This is a genomic window from Bifidobacterium cuniculi (assembly GCF_000741575.1).
In the GTDB taxonomy this organism is placed as follows: Bacteria; Actinomycetota; Actinomycetes; order Actinomycetales; family Bifidobacteriaceae; genus Bifidobacterium; species Bifidobacterium cuniculi.
In genome coordinates this window covers 150,980-166,252 of sequence record NZ_JGYV01000010.1, presented here as the reverse complement: position 1 = coordinate 166,252, position 15,273 = coordinate 150,980, and the positions used below count along the sequence as shown (strand labels likewise).

At 62.1% G+C, this 15,273-nt stretch carries 14 protein-coding genes; 11 read left to right on the top strand and 3 right to left on the bottom strand.

Annotated elements, in window-relative coordinates; translation table 11 throughout:
* From BCUN_RS11900 to BCUN_RS07075, 9 genes are all read left to right on the top strand, one after another.
* Positions 1-405: zinc ribbon domain-containing protein (locus BCUN_RS11900; protein WP_162178418.1), on the top strand; the 405-nt coding region annotated here is incomplete at its 5' end.
* A gap of 91 nt (positions 406-496) precedes the next feature.
* The gene (locus BCUN_RS12335) at positions 497-646 is read left to right on the top strand and encodes a hypothetical protein (protein WP_156100139.1); all 150 of its coding nucleotides are present in this window, start codon (positions 497-499) and stop codon (positions 644-646) included.
* Between the two features lie 77 nt (positions 647-723).
* Positions 724-1,110 (top strand): hypothetical protein, encoded by a 387-nt coding sequence (locus tag BCUN_RS07105; RefSeq protein ID WP_033515553.1) that lies wholly within the window; start codon positions 724-726, stop codon positions 1,108-1,110.
* A gap of 11 nt (positions 1,111-1,121) precedes the next feature.
* Positions 1,122-1,595: a phage holin gene (locus BCUN_RS11475; protein ID WP_051920899.1), complete on the top strand. Its 474-nt coding sequence runs from the start codon at positions 1,122-1,124 to the stop codon at positions 1,593-1,595.
* A 6-nt stretch (positions 1,596-1,601) separates the two neighbouring features.
* Positions 1,602-2,369: a peptidoglycan recognition protein family protein gene (locus tag BCUN_RS11470; protein WP_160257625.1), complete on the top strand. Its 768-nt coding sequence runs from the start codon at positions 1,602-1,604 to the stop codon at positions 2,367-2,369.
* A 581-nt stretch (positions 2,370-2,950) separates the two neighbouring features.
* Positions 2,951-3,568, top strand: a complete 618-nt coding sequence (locus BCUN_RS07090) for an N-6 DNA methylase (RefSeq protein WP_033515555.1) — start codon at positions 2,951-2,953, stop codon at positions 3,566-3,568.
* Positions 3,543-4,649, top strand: a complete 1,107-nt coding sequence (locus tag BCUN_RS12655; protein WP_202961088.1) for a restriction endonuclease subunit S — start codon at positions 3,543-3,545, stop codon at positions 4,647-4,649. The genes BCUN_RS07090 and BCUN_RS12655 overlap by 26 nt, the downstream gene beginning before the upstream one ends.
* A gap of 69 nt (positions 4,650-4,718) precedes the next feature.
* Entirely contained in the window at positions 4,719-8,021 is a 3,303-nt protein-coding gene (locus tag BCUN_RS07080) for a type IV secretory system conjugative DNA transfer family protein (protein ID WP_152598055.1), read from the top strand.
* A gap of 246 nt (positions 8,022-8,267) precedes the next feature.
* Entirely contained in the window at positions 8,268-9,242 is a 975-nt protein-coding gene (locus tag BCUN_RS07075) for a hypothetical protein (RefSeq protein WP_033515559.1), read from the top strand.
* A gap of 6 nt (positions 9,243-9,248) precedes the next feature.
* On the opposite strand, the gene BCUN_RS11465 is transcribed toward BCUN_RS07075, so the two are convergent.
* Positions 9,249-10,538, bottom strand: a complete 1,290-nt coding sequence (locus BCUN_RS11465; RefSeq protein ID WP_052122919.1) for a glucosaminidase domain-containing protein — start codon at positions 10,536-10,538, stop codon at positions 9,249-9,251.
* Positions 10,539-10,642: 104 nt separating this feature from the next.
* On the opposite strand from BCUN_RS11465, the gene BCUN_RS07065 reads away from it, so the two are divergent.
* Together BCUN_RS07065 and BCUN_RS07060 are read left to right on the top strand one after the other, a co-directional pair.
* On the top strand, positions 10,643-11,314 hold the full coding sequence (locus tag BCUN_RS07065; protein ID WP_152598057.1) for a hypothetical protein: 672 nt from the start codon (positions 10,643-10,645) through the stop codon (positions 11,312-11,314).
* Positions 11,315-11,361: 47 nt separating this feature from the next.
* Positions 11,362-12,474: a hypothetical protein gene (locus tag BCUN_RS07060; protein WP_033515563.1), complete on the top strand. Its 1,113-nt coding sequence runs from the start codon at positions 11,362-11,364 to the stop codon at positions 12,472-12,474.
* A 16-nt stretch (positions 12,475-12,490) separates the two neighbouring features.
* Here BCUN_RS07060 and BCUN_RS07055 read toward each other — a convergent pair whose 3' ends face one another.
* Both BCUN_RS07055 and BCUN_RS07050 read right to left on the bottom strand, forming a co-directional pair.
* A complete protein-coding gene (locus BCUN_RS07055) occupies positions 12,491-13,330 on the bottom strand; it encodes a hypothetical protein (protein WP_051920895.1) in 840 nt (279 codons plus the stop codon).
* Positions 13,327-15,258 (bottom strand): hypothetical protein, encoded by a 1,932-nt coding sequence (locus tag BCUN_RS07050; RefSeq protein ID WP_033515565.1) that lies wholly within the window; start codon positions 15,256-15,258, stop codon positions 13,327-13,329. Before BCUN_RS07050 ends, BCUN_RS07055 begins: the two co-directional genes overlap by 4 nt.
* Between the last annotated feature and the right edge of the window lie 15 nt (positions 15,259-15,273).

Sequence of the window (15,273 nt, the reverse complement as noted above, 5' to 3'; positions counted from 1 at the left end):
ATCACCCGCACCGGGCGCGCCGTCTTGAAGCGCAAACTCGAATCCATACAGGAAAGCGCGGGCATCCAAGTCGAACAGGTACCCGCACAATACACGTCACAGGAATGCTCCGGCTGCGGCTACACCAGTAAACGCAACAGGCCCAGCCGAGCCAGATATGCTTGCCGTTTCTGCGGCAAAACCATGCACGCCGACATCAACGCGGCCCGTGTCATCCAATCACGACGTTCGTGGCAGCAACCGGACAACATGGGCCCCAAGGACGCGCACCAACACCCGCCAACTACTCGACCAACGCTTCCAACACCGTTGGAACAGGCCGATGGAAGGCGCGGTCCCGGACGTTACAGGCGCTCCGGGCGCCCATCGAACCGCAACAGCCAACGGGGAGACGGACGGAACTAGCAAATACCATGCTTTGGTACAAAACTAGCTACTGTTCACTGACGTGAGTGGTTCAAACGAACTATGGCTAGTGACGCCACCGGACACGACCGTGGATGTGTTATATTCGGCCCTGTACTCGCCCGACGACTGGCAGCATGTCAGGACGCTCTACGAGACGGGACGCCTGCCCAGCCCGGCGTGGTACCCGCCCGGAGACGCAACCGCAGAGCATAGGCTGCCGCCACTGTACGCCGCCTGAAACCACGGGCGTAACCATTTCCAAGAGCCACCCCAAGGGGTGGCTCTTCCCATATTCGAATACGAGAGGGAGGGGGCGTGGATGTCGATGTTACTGACGTTGGTGCCATTCTCATCGGTCTGATTGGAGCCATTTGGGGTATCGCAAAGACGCTGTTGGACCGGCACGACAAACAGGCGGGCATTACGCGAACCGAGTTCGATGCGCTCAAGGAGGCGGTTAACGAACTGGCCTACATGAGACTGGCGGAACGGCATCACAGGTACAAGCGGCGTGGTTGGGCACACCCGAACGAGAAGCGCATCTGTACGCGACTCTACGAGGCCTACCACTCCATCGGCGGCAACGGGGTAGGGACGGCCTTGCTCAAGGACATTCAGAAGCTGCCGTCCTACCCGCCCAACGAAAACGGTGCTTCCGACCCGGACTATTCGGACGAGGAAGCAGAAGGAAACGACAGTTAGGAGAAAGTATCATGGCAGAGCACGCAAAGGAAACGAACACCACGAGCATTGGCAAGGAGAGGGCTCAGGCGATTGCCACGCTGGTCGTGTCCTTGTATTCGATGGTGTCGGCCGGGTGCGCGTTGGCGGGGTTGAACCCGTTGCCGTTCACCACCGACCAGGTGTCGGCGGGCGTGTTTTCGGTGATTTCCGTCATCGCAGTGATCTATGCGTGGTGGAAGGACCAGAATCTTACGCATGCCGGACTGGAAGGTTCCGTGGTGACCCGCTCCATCAAGTTGGCGCAGCAGACTGGGAACGCGGTGGACATGCCGGACCGGCCTGAGCCGGTCAGCTATGACCATGTGGACGAGGACGACGACGCTTTTGACGTGGAAGACGGGTATGCGCCGGTGACCGTGGAGGGGGACCCGATGACCCCCGTAGATGACGGTGAGTCGGTGACGATTCCGATTGACCCGACGGCCGAGGATGCGCAGGAGTGAATGCCTATGGTCACGATCAAGAAGGAAATCGTCAATTCGGGCCATGGGTTCCTGGCGCCCAGCCTGTTCGCCATCCATTCGACGGCGAATCCGGGCGCGACGGCCAGGAACCATAGGGATTTGTGGAGTCGCGGCTACGATTACGCGGTGCATCTCACCTCCGACTGGAAGGAGAGCATCCAGTGCATGGAGTTCAACCGTCTCGCTTGGCAGGTAGGCAACGGCAACACGACCTGTATCGGTATCGAGATTTGCGAGGCCACCAATTCTACGGATTTCAACAAGGGCATCGTGATTGCGGCGGAGACTGTCGCCCAAGTGCTCAAGCAGATGGGGTGGGGCGTGGACCGCATCCATCCTCACATCTGGTTCAGTCAGACGTATGGCGGTAGCGACCATACGGACCCTACCCCCTATTTCGCGAGGTGGGGGTACAGCTGGGACAAGTTCGTCGCTTTGGTCAGGCAGAAGTACAACGGCACACAGAGTGCCGCACAGGTGGTGCAGAAGGAGAAGAACATGGCAACCACACACATTATCTTTGGTGAATCCGGTTCGTTGGCGATCTACATTGCGAACGTGCAGGCGGGCACCTACCAGAAGATGGGCAACATGGACCAGTTGAACACTCGCAAGTACGTGTTGCAGAAGGCCGGGGCGACGGTGAAGAGCTGGGCGCAGTGCGTCAACGGCAAGCCGGGCCGTTCCGGCTACGGTGACGTGGCGAAGAAGGACCTGCCCGCGTTCGGCGTACTTGTCAAGGACGCGAAATGATGCTACACTGAGGTTACTTCACCTTTGAAGTTTGTGCCCCGCAGTTGCGGGGATGACCCGGTGATCTAGCGAAGTCATTTGCTAGTTTGACTCGGTGCCCCGCGTGAGCGGGGATTTTTGGGGCTTCAGCGTTTGCTGGGGCCCCTCTTTTTTGGTATTATTAGGACTTGCCCGGTAAGGGATTCCGGGCAAGTCACTGTGCGTGTGCATACGTGGCGGGTCATGGCCGGTTAACGGCCGTGTCTTACGGTTTCCGCCCCTATCTCAATGGTGGGGGTTGGCTACCCCACGGGGGTGGCCGTGGAGATACCAAGTCGGCGGGGGTATTCCCCCGCCCAAGCTCAGTCACTGGTGTGACCGGAGTCTTCGGGGTCGTACCGTCGGGTGCGGCCCCTGTTTTGTTTTCTTCGGCGTGTCGTTTTGTTTAGATTGAGTCGCCCTGTATTTTAAGGTGCCATAAGGGTGCCACTTATTTTTTGTTGCCTGTTTTCTTGTGTGGCATAAAGCTCATGAACCGTTGGAATACAACGGTTTAGACGTTGGCGTATACGGTGTGATTTAGCCTGGCGAGCAGCGGCTTGATGAACCCCCCGTACTCACAAGGCACGAAAGCCGACCCGGACCAGTACGAGCTTTCCTTCATCGAACATCTGTTGGATTCCCTGACGGTCGGGGCTCGGGCGGCGGTCATTGTGCCGCAGTCCTCCATGACCGGCAAATCGAAAGCCGAACAGGTGTTCAAGGCGAGCATTATGAAGCACCACACGCTGGAAGGTGTCATCACCTGCAATACGGACACGTTCTATGGTGTGGGCACGAATCCGGTCATCGCTGTGTTCACCGCGCATGAGCCACATGACCCCGCGCATGTGGCGAAGTTTATCGACTTCCGCGACGACGGATACGAGGTGCGCGCACATGTCGGACTTGTCGAAGGCGATTCCGCGAAAGACAAGAAACAACATCTATTGGATGTATGGTTCGGGCGCACTGAGGCGGCATCGAAGTTCTGTGTCGAATCCACGGTCAAGCCGGAGGATGAATGGCTGCACTCGTTCTACTACTTCAACGACGAGATACCCACAGACGCCGACTTCGAAAAAGCCATCGGCGACTATCTAACCTTCGAGTTCTCCATGGTGATGCAGAACCGTGAATACCTGTTCAAGGGAGATGACGAAGATGCAGAATCTAAATGAGAAGACATGGGAGCAACTATCGGCATTTGAGGATGACGCCCCACTGCATATCGAAACAACCAACAGCAGCATTGACGGCATTCGGTTAATAGATGACGACGAGAAATCGGTCCCCTACATTACGCGATCTGACGCAAATAATGGATTAGCTCGTTTTGTAAGCGCTAAGAACTATGAGTTCGGTAGCGATCAGGGTGGTTGCATAACCGTTGGCTTGGATACACAGACGGCGTTTTATCAACCACACAAGTTTGTCACGGGACAAAACGTACAGGTTATTACAGCCAAAAACATGAGCGAAGACATCGCTCAGTTTTTAGTGCCCATACTGCGCCAGCAGATGACGGCTAAGTTTAACTGGGGAGGAAATGGTGCAACATTGGGCCGAATGAAGCGCCTTTCCATCATGCTTCCCGTTACCGACTCTGGCGAGCCGGATTACGAGTTCATGGCAGAATACATGCAGCAAAAGCGCGAAGCCATGCTGTCGAAGTATTGCGCCTACCTCCAAAACTGTATCGCGGAGCTTGGAACCCTTGTTGAGCTCCCAACACTAGCCGAGAAGAAATGGGAGCCTTTCCCGATCGTGGATTTATTTACTTCAATCGTGCCCGGAAAAGGCAAAGGCCTGAACCATCTGAACAAGACCGACAACGGGGGAGTGAATTACATAGGCGCAACCAATCGCAACAATGGAGTGCTGTGCCGTGTCAAGGAAGATGAGTATTCCCGTTCCATGATCCTTGATGGCAACTGCATCGGGTTCATCAAGAACGGAGATGGTTCAGCCGGTTTTGCGATATACAAAGCCGAACGATTCATCTCCACAAGTGATGTTTTGTACGGCTACGCTAATTGGGTCAACAAATACACCGGCCTGTTTTTTGTTACGGCGCAAGACATGATTGAACATAAATACAGTCATGGTTATAAGCGAAATAAAGAACATCTTGCCGGCGATAAAGTTATGCTCCCCATCACTGATTCAGGTGAACCGGATTACGAGTATATGGAGCAGTATGCGAAGAATATGATGCTCCGCAAGTATCACCAGTATCTAGCGTTTTTGCGTTCACGGTAACGGTATCCGTTGCCCATCTGCGGTGTTCAGGCGGGTGGGCGCGGGTGGTTTCGGGCATAGGCGTGTTGTATGGCTTATTCCCGTTCCCGTAACCGGTCCCGTTCGCGTGGCGCCAAGAACGCGCCCATGGTCACCTCCCCGCACACCCCGATCCTGACGGTCGGCGTGCTGGTGGCGATGGGCTTGTCGTGTTTCGGGTTGCCCGGCATGCCCGTGCTGCTCGCCGCCGTCACGGTGGCGTGGTTGGCGGCCAGGGCGCCTCAATTGACGGGTACGGATCCGTGGAAGCGTACGTGTGCGAACACACCGGCGGAGCAACGCCGGGACACGTCCTACAAGTGGATGCGCTCCTGGTTCCGCCACCTGTCCCGCAACCTTGACCCGCGCAACCCCATGGCCACGTTCGCCGTGGGTGTGGCGTGCCTGATGGGCGCGCTCGTGTGGGCGCGCTGCGGTGCATGGTGGGCATGGGCGAACATGGTGAGCACGCTCATCCTGATAGGGGCGCGGCCCACACGTCCCGCACGGCTCATCGCCACAGGGCAACGCCCGGTGACATGGGCGAAGAAACACCTGGCTGCCATCGCCATGTGCATGCTGACCGGCCTGCTGGCCGGGTTGGCGTTGTGGATGGTCACGGACAACCCATGGTTCATCCCCGCCATGCCATGCCTGTTGGCGCCGTTGCCGATGCGGCGCGCATGGCTGGCGGTACGCCGGCAAGCGAAACACGACCGGGAGGCGGCCGCCATGCTGACCGGTTGGCTGTTGGCGTTGGACAAGGCGGTCGTGGACCAACCCCCGTACCGCTTGGACAACACCGTGCACGGCGAACACGGGGAGATCGTGTGCCGGTTGGCGGTGAGCCGTGCCCAACCGTGGCAGGACAAGCAGGTCCGTGACCTGTTGCGCGCCCAGGCGAACCAAAGCAACATGGATGTGGCGTTCGTGTTGGACGGGGACGACACATTGCACGTCATCTGCAATCTAGCCCCATTGGAAACCTGCCCACCGGATGAGCTGATCGCGGACGAAACGGGGTTGCGGTGCCGGGCGAACATGGAAACCGCCCGCCTGGGCTTCAACTACAACGCGTACGTGGGCGACAGCAAACTCAAACAAGTGGGCGAGCGCGACGGCCGGCCGGCGTGTTGGGTGTGGCGGATGAACGGGGGGACGGCGAACTCCGATTGGGAGATGATCCGCCGTGACTGGCTGCGTGGCAGCACTGCGGGCGAACTGGGTGACTGGGGCACCCTCATCGGCGTCACCATGATCGTCGACCCGGGGTTGGACCATGCATGGCTGTACACGGGCGAGTTGGACACGATCGGGTTCGATGAGGACAAGGCCGGCCGGGAGCACACCCAATCGTTCTCCGCGAACACGATGGGCGACACGGCCGCCTACCTGAAACTGGCGGTGCGGGCGCAGGATGACATGAACCTGTGGGAGGACGCGTTGGCGGGGGCGAAACTGCCCGCACCCATGCAGATCCTGTACGACCGGCGTGTGGGCGCGGACCGGTTGACCGCACAGGATGGACGGTGGGCGTTGGAGGACACCCCCATGAGCATCCCCACCAAAGGCGGCTACCAGGCCGCGGATTACATGCGGGTGGATGTACGCCCCGCGTTCGGGGACAGCACGGTGGCGGATCTGATCGGCATGAGCGCGAACGGCAAATGGTTCACCCGCTACATGCGGTTCGTGCAAACAGCGCCGGCGAACAGTCCCAACACACCCGTCCAGTTGCGTGACCTTATGGGCGATGGGCCGGCGGAACGGTTGCTCGCGCAGGTCATCATCAGCCGTGCGTTCGCGCAGACGTTGAAGCATGCGGCGTATGTGGGGCCCGCCACCCAGTGCGCACGCAACGGGATGGGGTGGACGTTGTGGCGTACCCGGATCACGTTGACCGGTGGAGTCACCGCCGCTGACACACGCAAGAACCAACCCAGGTTGCAGGCATTGATGGGTGCGGACACGGTGCTGTGGGAGTATGAGGACGCGGGCCATCTGATCCTATGGGCCGGCAACGGGTGCGGCACCGACCAGGACGAGTGGGCGCGCGCCGTGGAGTTCGAGCATGCGCAACGGTTGCGGTTGGATGAGGCATGGGCGAGCGCGAAGGCGGTGAACCGTGATGGGGTGAGCGTGACCACCCTGTCAGTGCAACCCGCCAAGGGGCGGTTGACCCGGTGCGTGTTCCGCATCCCGCCGGGATTGGGGCGGGACATGGTGATTTCCCGGTTGGATGGGTTCTGCACGGCCGCCGGGTACGCCTATTCGAAATTGGTGCCGGGACAGAACGCGGATGAGCTGGTGTTGCTGGTGTGCGAGTCGACCCCGTTGCCTGACCGGGCGCCAGTGGACTGGTCGCTGGCCAGCCCGGGGGCAAGCGTGTTGCCGTTCGGGGTGTTGGATGATGGCGCGTTGGCGGTGTTCGACCCGTCCCAGTCGCCGCACCTGTTGGCGTCCGGCACGACCGGTTCGGGCAAGTCGAGTGTGTCGGTGACCCTGGTGGGCATGGCGTTGTTGTCGGGGTGGCGTGTGTTGGTGACGGATCCGAGCAAGGGGGCGAATGATTTCAAACCGTTGGCCCCGTATGTGGATGCGTTTGAACCGTCGTTGCCGGGGTGTTATGCGTTGTTCCGGTATGCGCATGAGGAGATGCGCCGGCGGGTGCGGCTGATCGGTGAGCATGGTGGTGGCGATTGGTCCACGTTGCCTGACGATGTCCGTCCGCCTCGCCTGTTGGTGTTCTGTGACGAGTTCAACAGCCTGTTGCAAAAGGAGCGGTCGAATATCGCGAATGCGAATGATGATCCGGATGTGGATAATGCGAATGCGTTGGCGGATTGGCGCAACGGGTTGCGTTCCAGCATCGGCTTATACGCGTCGAACCTGCTCACGCAGGCGCGCAGCGCCGGCATCACGGTGGTGTTGGGCGCGCAGCAGTTGAACGCGGGAGACTTGGATCTGTTGCCGAATGCGGGTACGGCGAAGGGGATGTTGGCGCGTGTGTTTTTGGGTATCGGCAACACGCAGGGCAATGTGTCGCAGGCCAATGAGCGTGAGGCGAACCGGTTGCATGCGCAGGCGGCCCGTACCGGCGGCATGCCCAAGGGCCGTGGTTTGTTCGAGAACCTGGGCCGTGGTGTGGATATGGTGCAGTGTTTCTGGCCGGGCAAGGGCGACGGGGGGTTGGAGGCGTTGACAAGCCGGTTGCACCCGGTCACGCCGGTGGATCTGTCCCGGTACATGCCGCCCGAACCGGAGTTGACGGGGTTGGCGGACCAGACCGGTGTGGTGGCCCCGGTGGCCGATCCGGTGGTGGTCGATGAAAGCGGTCAGGATTGGGAGATCTGACCATCCATCCCATGATTGGGTGTGTGGTGGGATTCCATGACCACGGTCCCGTCCGTGCCCGCCGGGCCATCATGGTGCCCGGCGGCGCACCCGGATAGGGGGACGGTGAGCAGGAGGGCGAGCAGGAGGACGCCGGTACGTGGAACGTGTGGGGTTGGGTGTGTCATTGGGGCTCTTTTCCATAGTGCGGACAATCGGACATGCGCCGTCTATGCGCGCACCAGGGCCTATGGCATAGTTGGGGGTATGAGCACCACACCGCACCGTTCCCGCACTTGGCTGCACATCGGCCTGTTCATTCTCGCCATCGTCCTCTTGGCCGTGGTGGTATGGTTCGCCATACGCGGCCACACTGGCGCGCCCTCCACGGCGGCGCCCACGGCATCCGCCACCGCCAGCGCCGGCGCCAGTGCTGATGCGCCGGATGCCACCGCGCCCGTGTCGGCACGGGAGGTGAGGGAGGCCAACGCGGTCCGCTTCGAACAATTGTGGCGCACGTATGGGGCGGACTCCACCATCGACCCCAAAGAATTCGCGCACCGCCCGGCCGGTGATGTCCTCAAACAACTGCGTGTCACCGACTACACGCCCCCGGACTGGTCGGCCGTGTCCACGATCCAACGCAACAGCGACTATGGTCCCACGGGACAGAACCCCGCATGCCAGGGGACGACCAACAGTTTTTCATGCATGGCGTACCCCACGGTCGGCGAATGGTGGGTGCAACAGGCATGGGGCAGCGGCTCACGGTGGATCGAGGGGCCCACGGTGGAACACACCGGGGAGCACACCGCAACGGTGACGGGTGTGGTGCGCGCCATCCTTGTCGAACCCGGGGACACCTTCCATTCCACCGACACGTACGCGTTGACCCCATCATGGCAGGATTACCCCGTGTCGGACGAGTTGACGTTCGACACGGATGGCAAGGTGAGCGAGGTCAGTTCGAATCAACTGTCCCCGTGGTGGGTGTCGCCATGGAACCAATTGTGGGACACGAACATGAACCGGATCATGGCCAACGGGCGCCGTGTGGCGATCCCCGTGCAAGGCCAACCGGTGATGGACATCAACCCCACCCAACCGATCATGCGCGCCCCCGCCACCCAGGCCGATCTGGACGGCAAGGTCGATTGGAGCCTATGGGAGGGGATGTGCATGGCGTCCTGCGGCGACCAACAGCAGGGGTTCACCGTGTCCCCCGACGGGCGGGAACACTGACCGGCGTTATTTTTTCCAACCGTTGTACCGGAAGAACACGTTGCCGGCGCCGGTGAACTGGGATTGGGTCAGCCACCGGCTGTTGTAGCCCGTCCACGCGCCGTTGCCGCCGGTGCCGTAATTGCCCTCACTGATGCGGATGCGCCACCCGTCCGCCCCGGTCTGCACCTCCTCGACGACGGCGACATGCCCATAGGGGGGAGCGCCACCCAACGCGCCACCGACCTGGCTGATCCCGTCGCCCGCATGGGGTGTGGCGTCCACCGTCCAACCGGGCTTGCCGGACAGGTTGCGGGCGATGTCACCACCGTTGCCCAACACCCAATCCCAACCGTCCAGACCATGGATCATGCCAAGCCGGTTCCACGCATACCACACGCACTGGTAGCGGCCCACATTATGCGGGTATTTGATCCGGTCTCCTGAGAACCCGTCGCCGTCACGGCACACGCCCGTCGTGGAACACATCCAACTGTAATCATGCGCGTTCTCCGGGGCGCCACCCACCTTGCCGGCCGCCACGGCAGTGGCGGCTTGGGTGGAGCACGCGTCCACCACCGTGCCACCCGACCCTTCCGCACCACTCTCACCGGGCGCCTTCGCATCGAATTGGATCCTATCGGAGGTGGGGATGATGTCCGTGGCTTTGATCCGTTCGGTGATCTGGTGCACAATCGGGCCTATCTTGGCCATGTACGCCCCATCGGTCGCATACCCCGCCCGCCAGATCGCCTCCAGGTACTTGTACGGGTCCCGTTGGTATTGCAACGCCGCATCGTAGCGGTGGTTGGAGCGGATGAATGCGCCATACCCGTCATAGGCCGCTTGCGCACTGGGATACCCGCACCATGTCGCCGTGGTCGCCACCATGCCGGAGCCCGTGTCCTCCTGCGTGCCCGTCGTCGCCCCACCCGTGCACCCGGCCCACACCTTGATGCCGAAATAATTGTGTTGCGGTGCGCTCATCGCCCACCCCGACTCGAACGCCGCCTGCGCCAGGATCGCCTCCGGCGGCAACCCGTACCGTTTGCCCGTCCGGTACGCCAAAGGGGCGAACCGGTCCACGAACGCCGCCGGGCCCGACCCCATGGGCGCCGCCTCACCGCCCAACGCGGCCCCCGACAGGTCATCGCAATCCGTGGCCGACACCACATCACCATCATTATGGATGGTGTTGGCCATGCCGGACACCGTGGTGGTGAACACCCCCACGGACACGGTGGCGGCGACCATCACCACCACCGCCAGCATGGCCGCCGCCATCACCACAGCCGTCCACATGCCACGTCCGCGCATCACACCACCCCACCCATATCAACACGCCTCATCGGTACCATGAGACCATGGCTATGCGCGTTGGACGCATGCGCCGGGTACCGGATTCGGAAAGCGAGGTTGACATGAGCGATGACATCACCAACATGCAGTATTGGACCGTACGCGCGCACATCACCGGCACGGACGGGCAGGTTGTATCCAACCGGTACCACCGCGCCATCCTTGACAGCGCCGAAGTGGACCGGTGGTGCGACCAGCCTTTGGCGACCGTCGGCCATGACGGCCAATGGATCGTCCATGACGCGATGGACGTGCTGTTCGACCCCCAAATGCCACGCCCCTTGTCAGGCCAATTGTGGGACGTGCTGCACACCATCGCAGACCAGTTGCGCGTCACCGTCCCGCTCATCGCCCTGGGCATGGATCAGGATGCGCACATGCAAGCGGACACCGGGCCGTTGACGTTGCGCAACGACAGCGACTGGAGCATCACCCGGGTCGACGCGACGGGAGGTGAACAGCGTATCGTGACCGCCTCCACGCACAGGGCCGGCAAGCAATACACGATCGACACCACGCTGCACACCATGGACCCGACGGAACTGGCCCAGGCGATGCTCGCCTGCTTCATCCTGGAAACCTTCGTCCACACCCGCAAACGCGGCGCCGAAGACCGTGTGGTCTATGACATCCCCTGGCGCCATGACCCCGGGTACGAGCTGGCGTGGCGTTTGGCGCACATGCCACCGTTGCGCATGCTCCCGTGGGAGTGGAGGGCCGCGAACCCGCTATAACGGCGCATAGTGTGCTGGCGTAACCGTCCACAACAAGGGAGCAGGACATGAGCCAGCCACGCAAACCCAAAGGCAGCCCCAACAGCACCGGCGGCCAATTCGACACCACCGCCACTACCACCGGCATGGGGTTGCCGCCCATGCCGGACACGACACCACAGGAACCGGGACCACGGCCGGACACGCACCGGCTCGTGACCGCCATGCGCACCATGACGCCCGACCGGGATTGGCAGCCTAGTGAAACCAGCCCGTACACGCGCACCGAAATCGAACAGGTGGCGCCGGTATTGGACCAATACAACATCGCCGACAGCCCCCTGTACACACAGGTCAGCCGCAACTGGGATGTGGACATGGACACGGAGGAGGGGTTGTATACCCGGTTCGAGCACCAGCCGGGCCGTGCGGCCAGCGTCGCACGCGGCATGGCGTTGTGGACGTACGGGATGGGCCGGCACATCGACACCGATGAGGACCGTCAGGATGTGGAGAACTACCTGGTGGACCTGTCCGACGGGGGACGGCATCTGGGCGCCCTGTACGCGCTACGGCACGCACCCCACCCTCCGTTCAGCACCGTTGGACGTGGCCTGTTCACCCGCATGCGGTTGGCGGACACCCCCATCCAAGCCCAGTATGCGATGATGACCGCGTACCGGTACATGCGCACCCATGATCTGGTCGATGAGGGGATGGAACCGTTGGCGAACCCCCGTGTCGACTCCATGATGGACGAACACTTCACCAGTACGATGCGTGGCTTGTATGCGGACATGATGGATGATTACAGCCACCACCAGGACCCGCAGGTGCGACGGCTGGCGCAGGCGTACACGAGCGCATACAACACCCTGCCCACGGTCCGGGACGCGGACGCCACGATCCCACCCATCCGGTTGGGCAAGTTCGACCATGGTCCCGACCCGGCGTTGGTGGACATGGCCCGATCGGCGGACGATCCGCAACGGTTGGCGCAATGGGAACACGAGCACGCGGCCGAACTGCATGGCCGTGACCGTACGTTGATCCGTGACAAGGATCTGACGTTGGCCAGTGGCAACGATAACCAGTTGACCGGCCAATGGCTCACCCCAACCAGCCAATACCAAGAGCAGCTCGCCCGCCAATACGCGCGCCGTGGCGAACCCAACCAATGACACCCCGGGTGGTGGGTCACACGTCCGGCGCGCACCCCACCACCCGGTCCACCACATCCACACTCTGGGGCATGGCGAAGCACAACAGGCGCATCACATGCGTATGGCCCGCGCACTGTTCGGGATCCAATATGAACGCGAACACACGCGGTATGGGGGGAGCGGCCCCCAACGCGACCCCCGCCCCATACAACGCGGTCGCCGTCTCCGCGGTGTTGTCCGGATCGCCATAATAGCGCGTGTCGGGGTAGGAGACGGCGCACACCACCCCAACCTGCGCCCCCAACCGCACCCCATCGGACCATACGGGACGCGCTTGGCGCATCACACGCGTCTGACGCGCCTTGCGTTGCGCCTGCGGCAGGCGCATGTTGCTCGTCAACCAATCCGCATCCCCTATCGCCAGCATGCGCATGGCGCCCATGCCGGCGTGCACCGTGTCCAACAACCAGTCCAACGCACTCCACCCGCCCCACGAGTGGGGGACGGGAACGACAAGCATGTGGATGCTGGCCACACCCGCCGCCAACCGTCGTGGATCGGGCGCGTACAAGGTCATCACCCGATGCGCCGGGTCATCATCGGGCCACATGCCCTCATCAGTGCCCGCATCGATCAACGGTTTCAACGTTTCCGCCGCCAACACCGGAGACTCGGCACGGCCACCGACCAACACCAACAGCATGTAGGTGCATACCGGGTGCGCGCCATGCTGTTTGGCGCGCGCCCACACGCCACGCCCGTACGCGCGCAACCGGGCGCGGGTGCGCGCCCGCCGATCACTGTCCTCATCACCGACCGTGGTCAACCAGTTCATGCCGGAGACCATGAACTCGACCGCGTACGCACCGCTCATGCGCGCATCAGCCTCGCCAACTCATGCGCGTCCATCACCGGGCCCGACGGTTGCGCATCCGTGCCCGGTGAGGCGGCCGGCAAACCCGCACCACCATCCCCGTCCGCATCACCATCGCCCGCATCAGCGCCGTCCGTGTCCGCACCCATGCCGGGGATGGGGTCAGGGCGTTCGCCCAACGCAATGCGGCTCTCATCCCACGCGCCCTTGATCGCCGACAGCACCGGGTCCGTGGCCAACGCACGCGCATACGGCATGCTGACCCGGTCCGTCAACCAGCGCATGTACTCCGCATCGACCGGATCGTCCTCACCATGCGGCTCCAACGTACGCAAAAACCGTGCCGCATCGACCCCGTCCGGCACCCCGATGCGGTCCACCAACGCTTGGGCCAACATATACGTGTCCGACCGATCCTGGGTGCCCGCATACGTGGTCTTGAACACCACCGACGCCTGCCCGGTGAACTCGGCACGCCCCACACCCTTCGTCACCCCCAATGCGGTCAAGTGCTCCGGCACCACCGGCATCGACGCCACATCATGGAACACGCCACGCACCAACGCCTCACTGGGATTGGGCCCCATCACAATACGTTGGCCGAACAGGTCACGCGTCGTCGGCCCCAATCCGGAACGTTCGTTGACGGTCTGCGAAATGAGGATCAACCGGTAGCCCTGCGCGCGCGCCGTACGCAACAGGCGCAGCACACGCGAACGGATGTCGTTCTCCGCCTGACCGGTGAACATCTGCGCCCACACCGCCGGCAACACACTATCCGCCTTCGGGATGCGTTTGACCAACTGCGCCTCATCGACCAGGGAGGAGTACTCGTCGACCACGATGTAATGCAACGGGTACTTCTCCTTCGCCCACCGGGGGATGTCCAACCAGTTCTGCCACGCGTTCTCCTTCCACGCGCGCGCACGCTCCCCATGCTCGATCTCATCGACCAGCATGTTCAACACGCCCGCCGCCTGCACCACGCTCTCACACCCCCAATACCCGGCGGTCACCCACGGGCGCAACCAGTAGTAATCCGTCGCCTTGTTCGCCAGATCCACCACGCTCAACAACGGTTGTTGCGCCACGATCGACGCGAGCAGGTTGTTCGCCAGGACGCTCTTGCCGGAACCACCCTCACCACCAATCAACAGGAACGACGATTCACGCCAATCCATCTCCACCGGCTCATACACCACATCCGCACCGCCACGCGCCGGCAGTTTCACCCCGAACGGCGTGCGATCCCTATCCGCAGGCGAACCCAACCGGTCGAACGGGAACGGATGCGTTTTCAAAAACACCGGCGGTTCACCGGGGATGATGTCGATGATCCCCGTTTTCGCGTCCGCCGTGTACGTCCAACCCACATGGCCGATCTGTTCGCACGCCTCCTGCGTCCTGGCCGCCATCTTCGACGGCTGCCAGATGATCGTGCGCGCCAACCGGCAGCGCCAGCCGCCATCGGCGCGTGGTTCGACCATCACCTCCCAGGGTTTGACCCCCAACGCGTTCGCCAGGATCCCACGGGCCGACACCCGGTCTTTGTCCAACGCCTCGAACACCGCACGCCCCTCGTACGGTTCGAAGCGGACCATCTTCATGCCCAGACGCGCCTCCCAAATGCGTGCGATCCGTTCCCCGGCGGCGGGTTTCTGATCCGCGGGACGCAGGTTGACGATCTGTTGGGAGCCCTCACGGTTGACGCTGGTGACGCCATGGTCGATCAGCACGGCCACATGCGCGTCCATGTCGATGCTGTCCAATTGCGCGTCATGCGCCTCGGGGTGCTGCCGGCGCCATTGGTCGATGTTCTCGTCGAGTTTGCGGCGATGGTCCGCGTTCGATGCGGGGTCGAACATGACCCGTTCGCCGCTCGCCTTGTCCACAACCATGGTGGGGAACTTGAATTGGAAAACCTTCATGCCCAACCCCTATGC

Coding starts and splice junctions, on each gene's coding strand:
- BCUN_RS07090 (WP_033515555.1), top strand. CDS start 2,951: ATGAACCCCCCGTACTCACAAGGCACGAAAGCCGACCCGGACCAGTAC.
- BCUN_RS11465 (WP_052122919.1), bottom strand. CDS start 10,538: ATGCGCGGACGTGGCATGTGGACGGCTGTGGTGATGGCGGCGGCCATG.
- BCUN_RS12655 (WP_202961088.1), top strand. CDS start 3,543: ATGACGAAGATGCAGAATCTAAATGAGAAGACATGGGAGCAACTATCG.
- BCUN_RS07075 (WP_033515559.1), top strand. CDS start 8,268: ATGAGCACCACACCGCACCGTTCCCGCACTTGGCTGCACATCGGCCTG.
- BCUN_RS07060 (WP_033515563.1), top strand. CDS start 11,362: ATGAGCCAGCCACGCAAACCCAAAGGCAGCCCCAACAGCACCGGCGGC.
- BCUN_RS07065 (WP_152598057.1), top strand. CDS start 10,643: ATGAGCGATGACATCACCAACATGCAGTATTGGACCGTACGCGCGCAC.
- BCUN_RS11475 (WP_051920899.1), top strand. CDS start 1,122: ATGGCAGAGCACGCAAAGGAAACGAACACCACGAGCATTGGCAAGGAG.
- BCUN_RS11470 (WP_160257625.1), top strand. CDS start 1,602: ATGGTCACGATCAAGAAGGAAATCGTCAATTCGGGCCATGGGTTCCTG.
- BCUN_RS07055 (WP_051920895.1), bottom strand. CDS start 13,330: ATGAGCGGTGCGTACGCGGTCGAGTTCATGGTCTCCGGCATGAACTGG.
- BCUN_RS07080 (WP_152598055.1), top strand. CDS start 4,719: ATGGCTTATTCCCGTTCCCGTAACCGGTCCCGTTCGCGTGGCGCCAAG.
- BCUN_RS07050 (WP_033515565.1), bottom strand. CDS start 15,258: ATGAAGGTTTTCCAATTCAAGTTCCCCACCATGGTTGTGGACAAGGCG.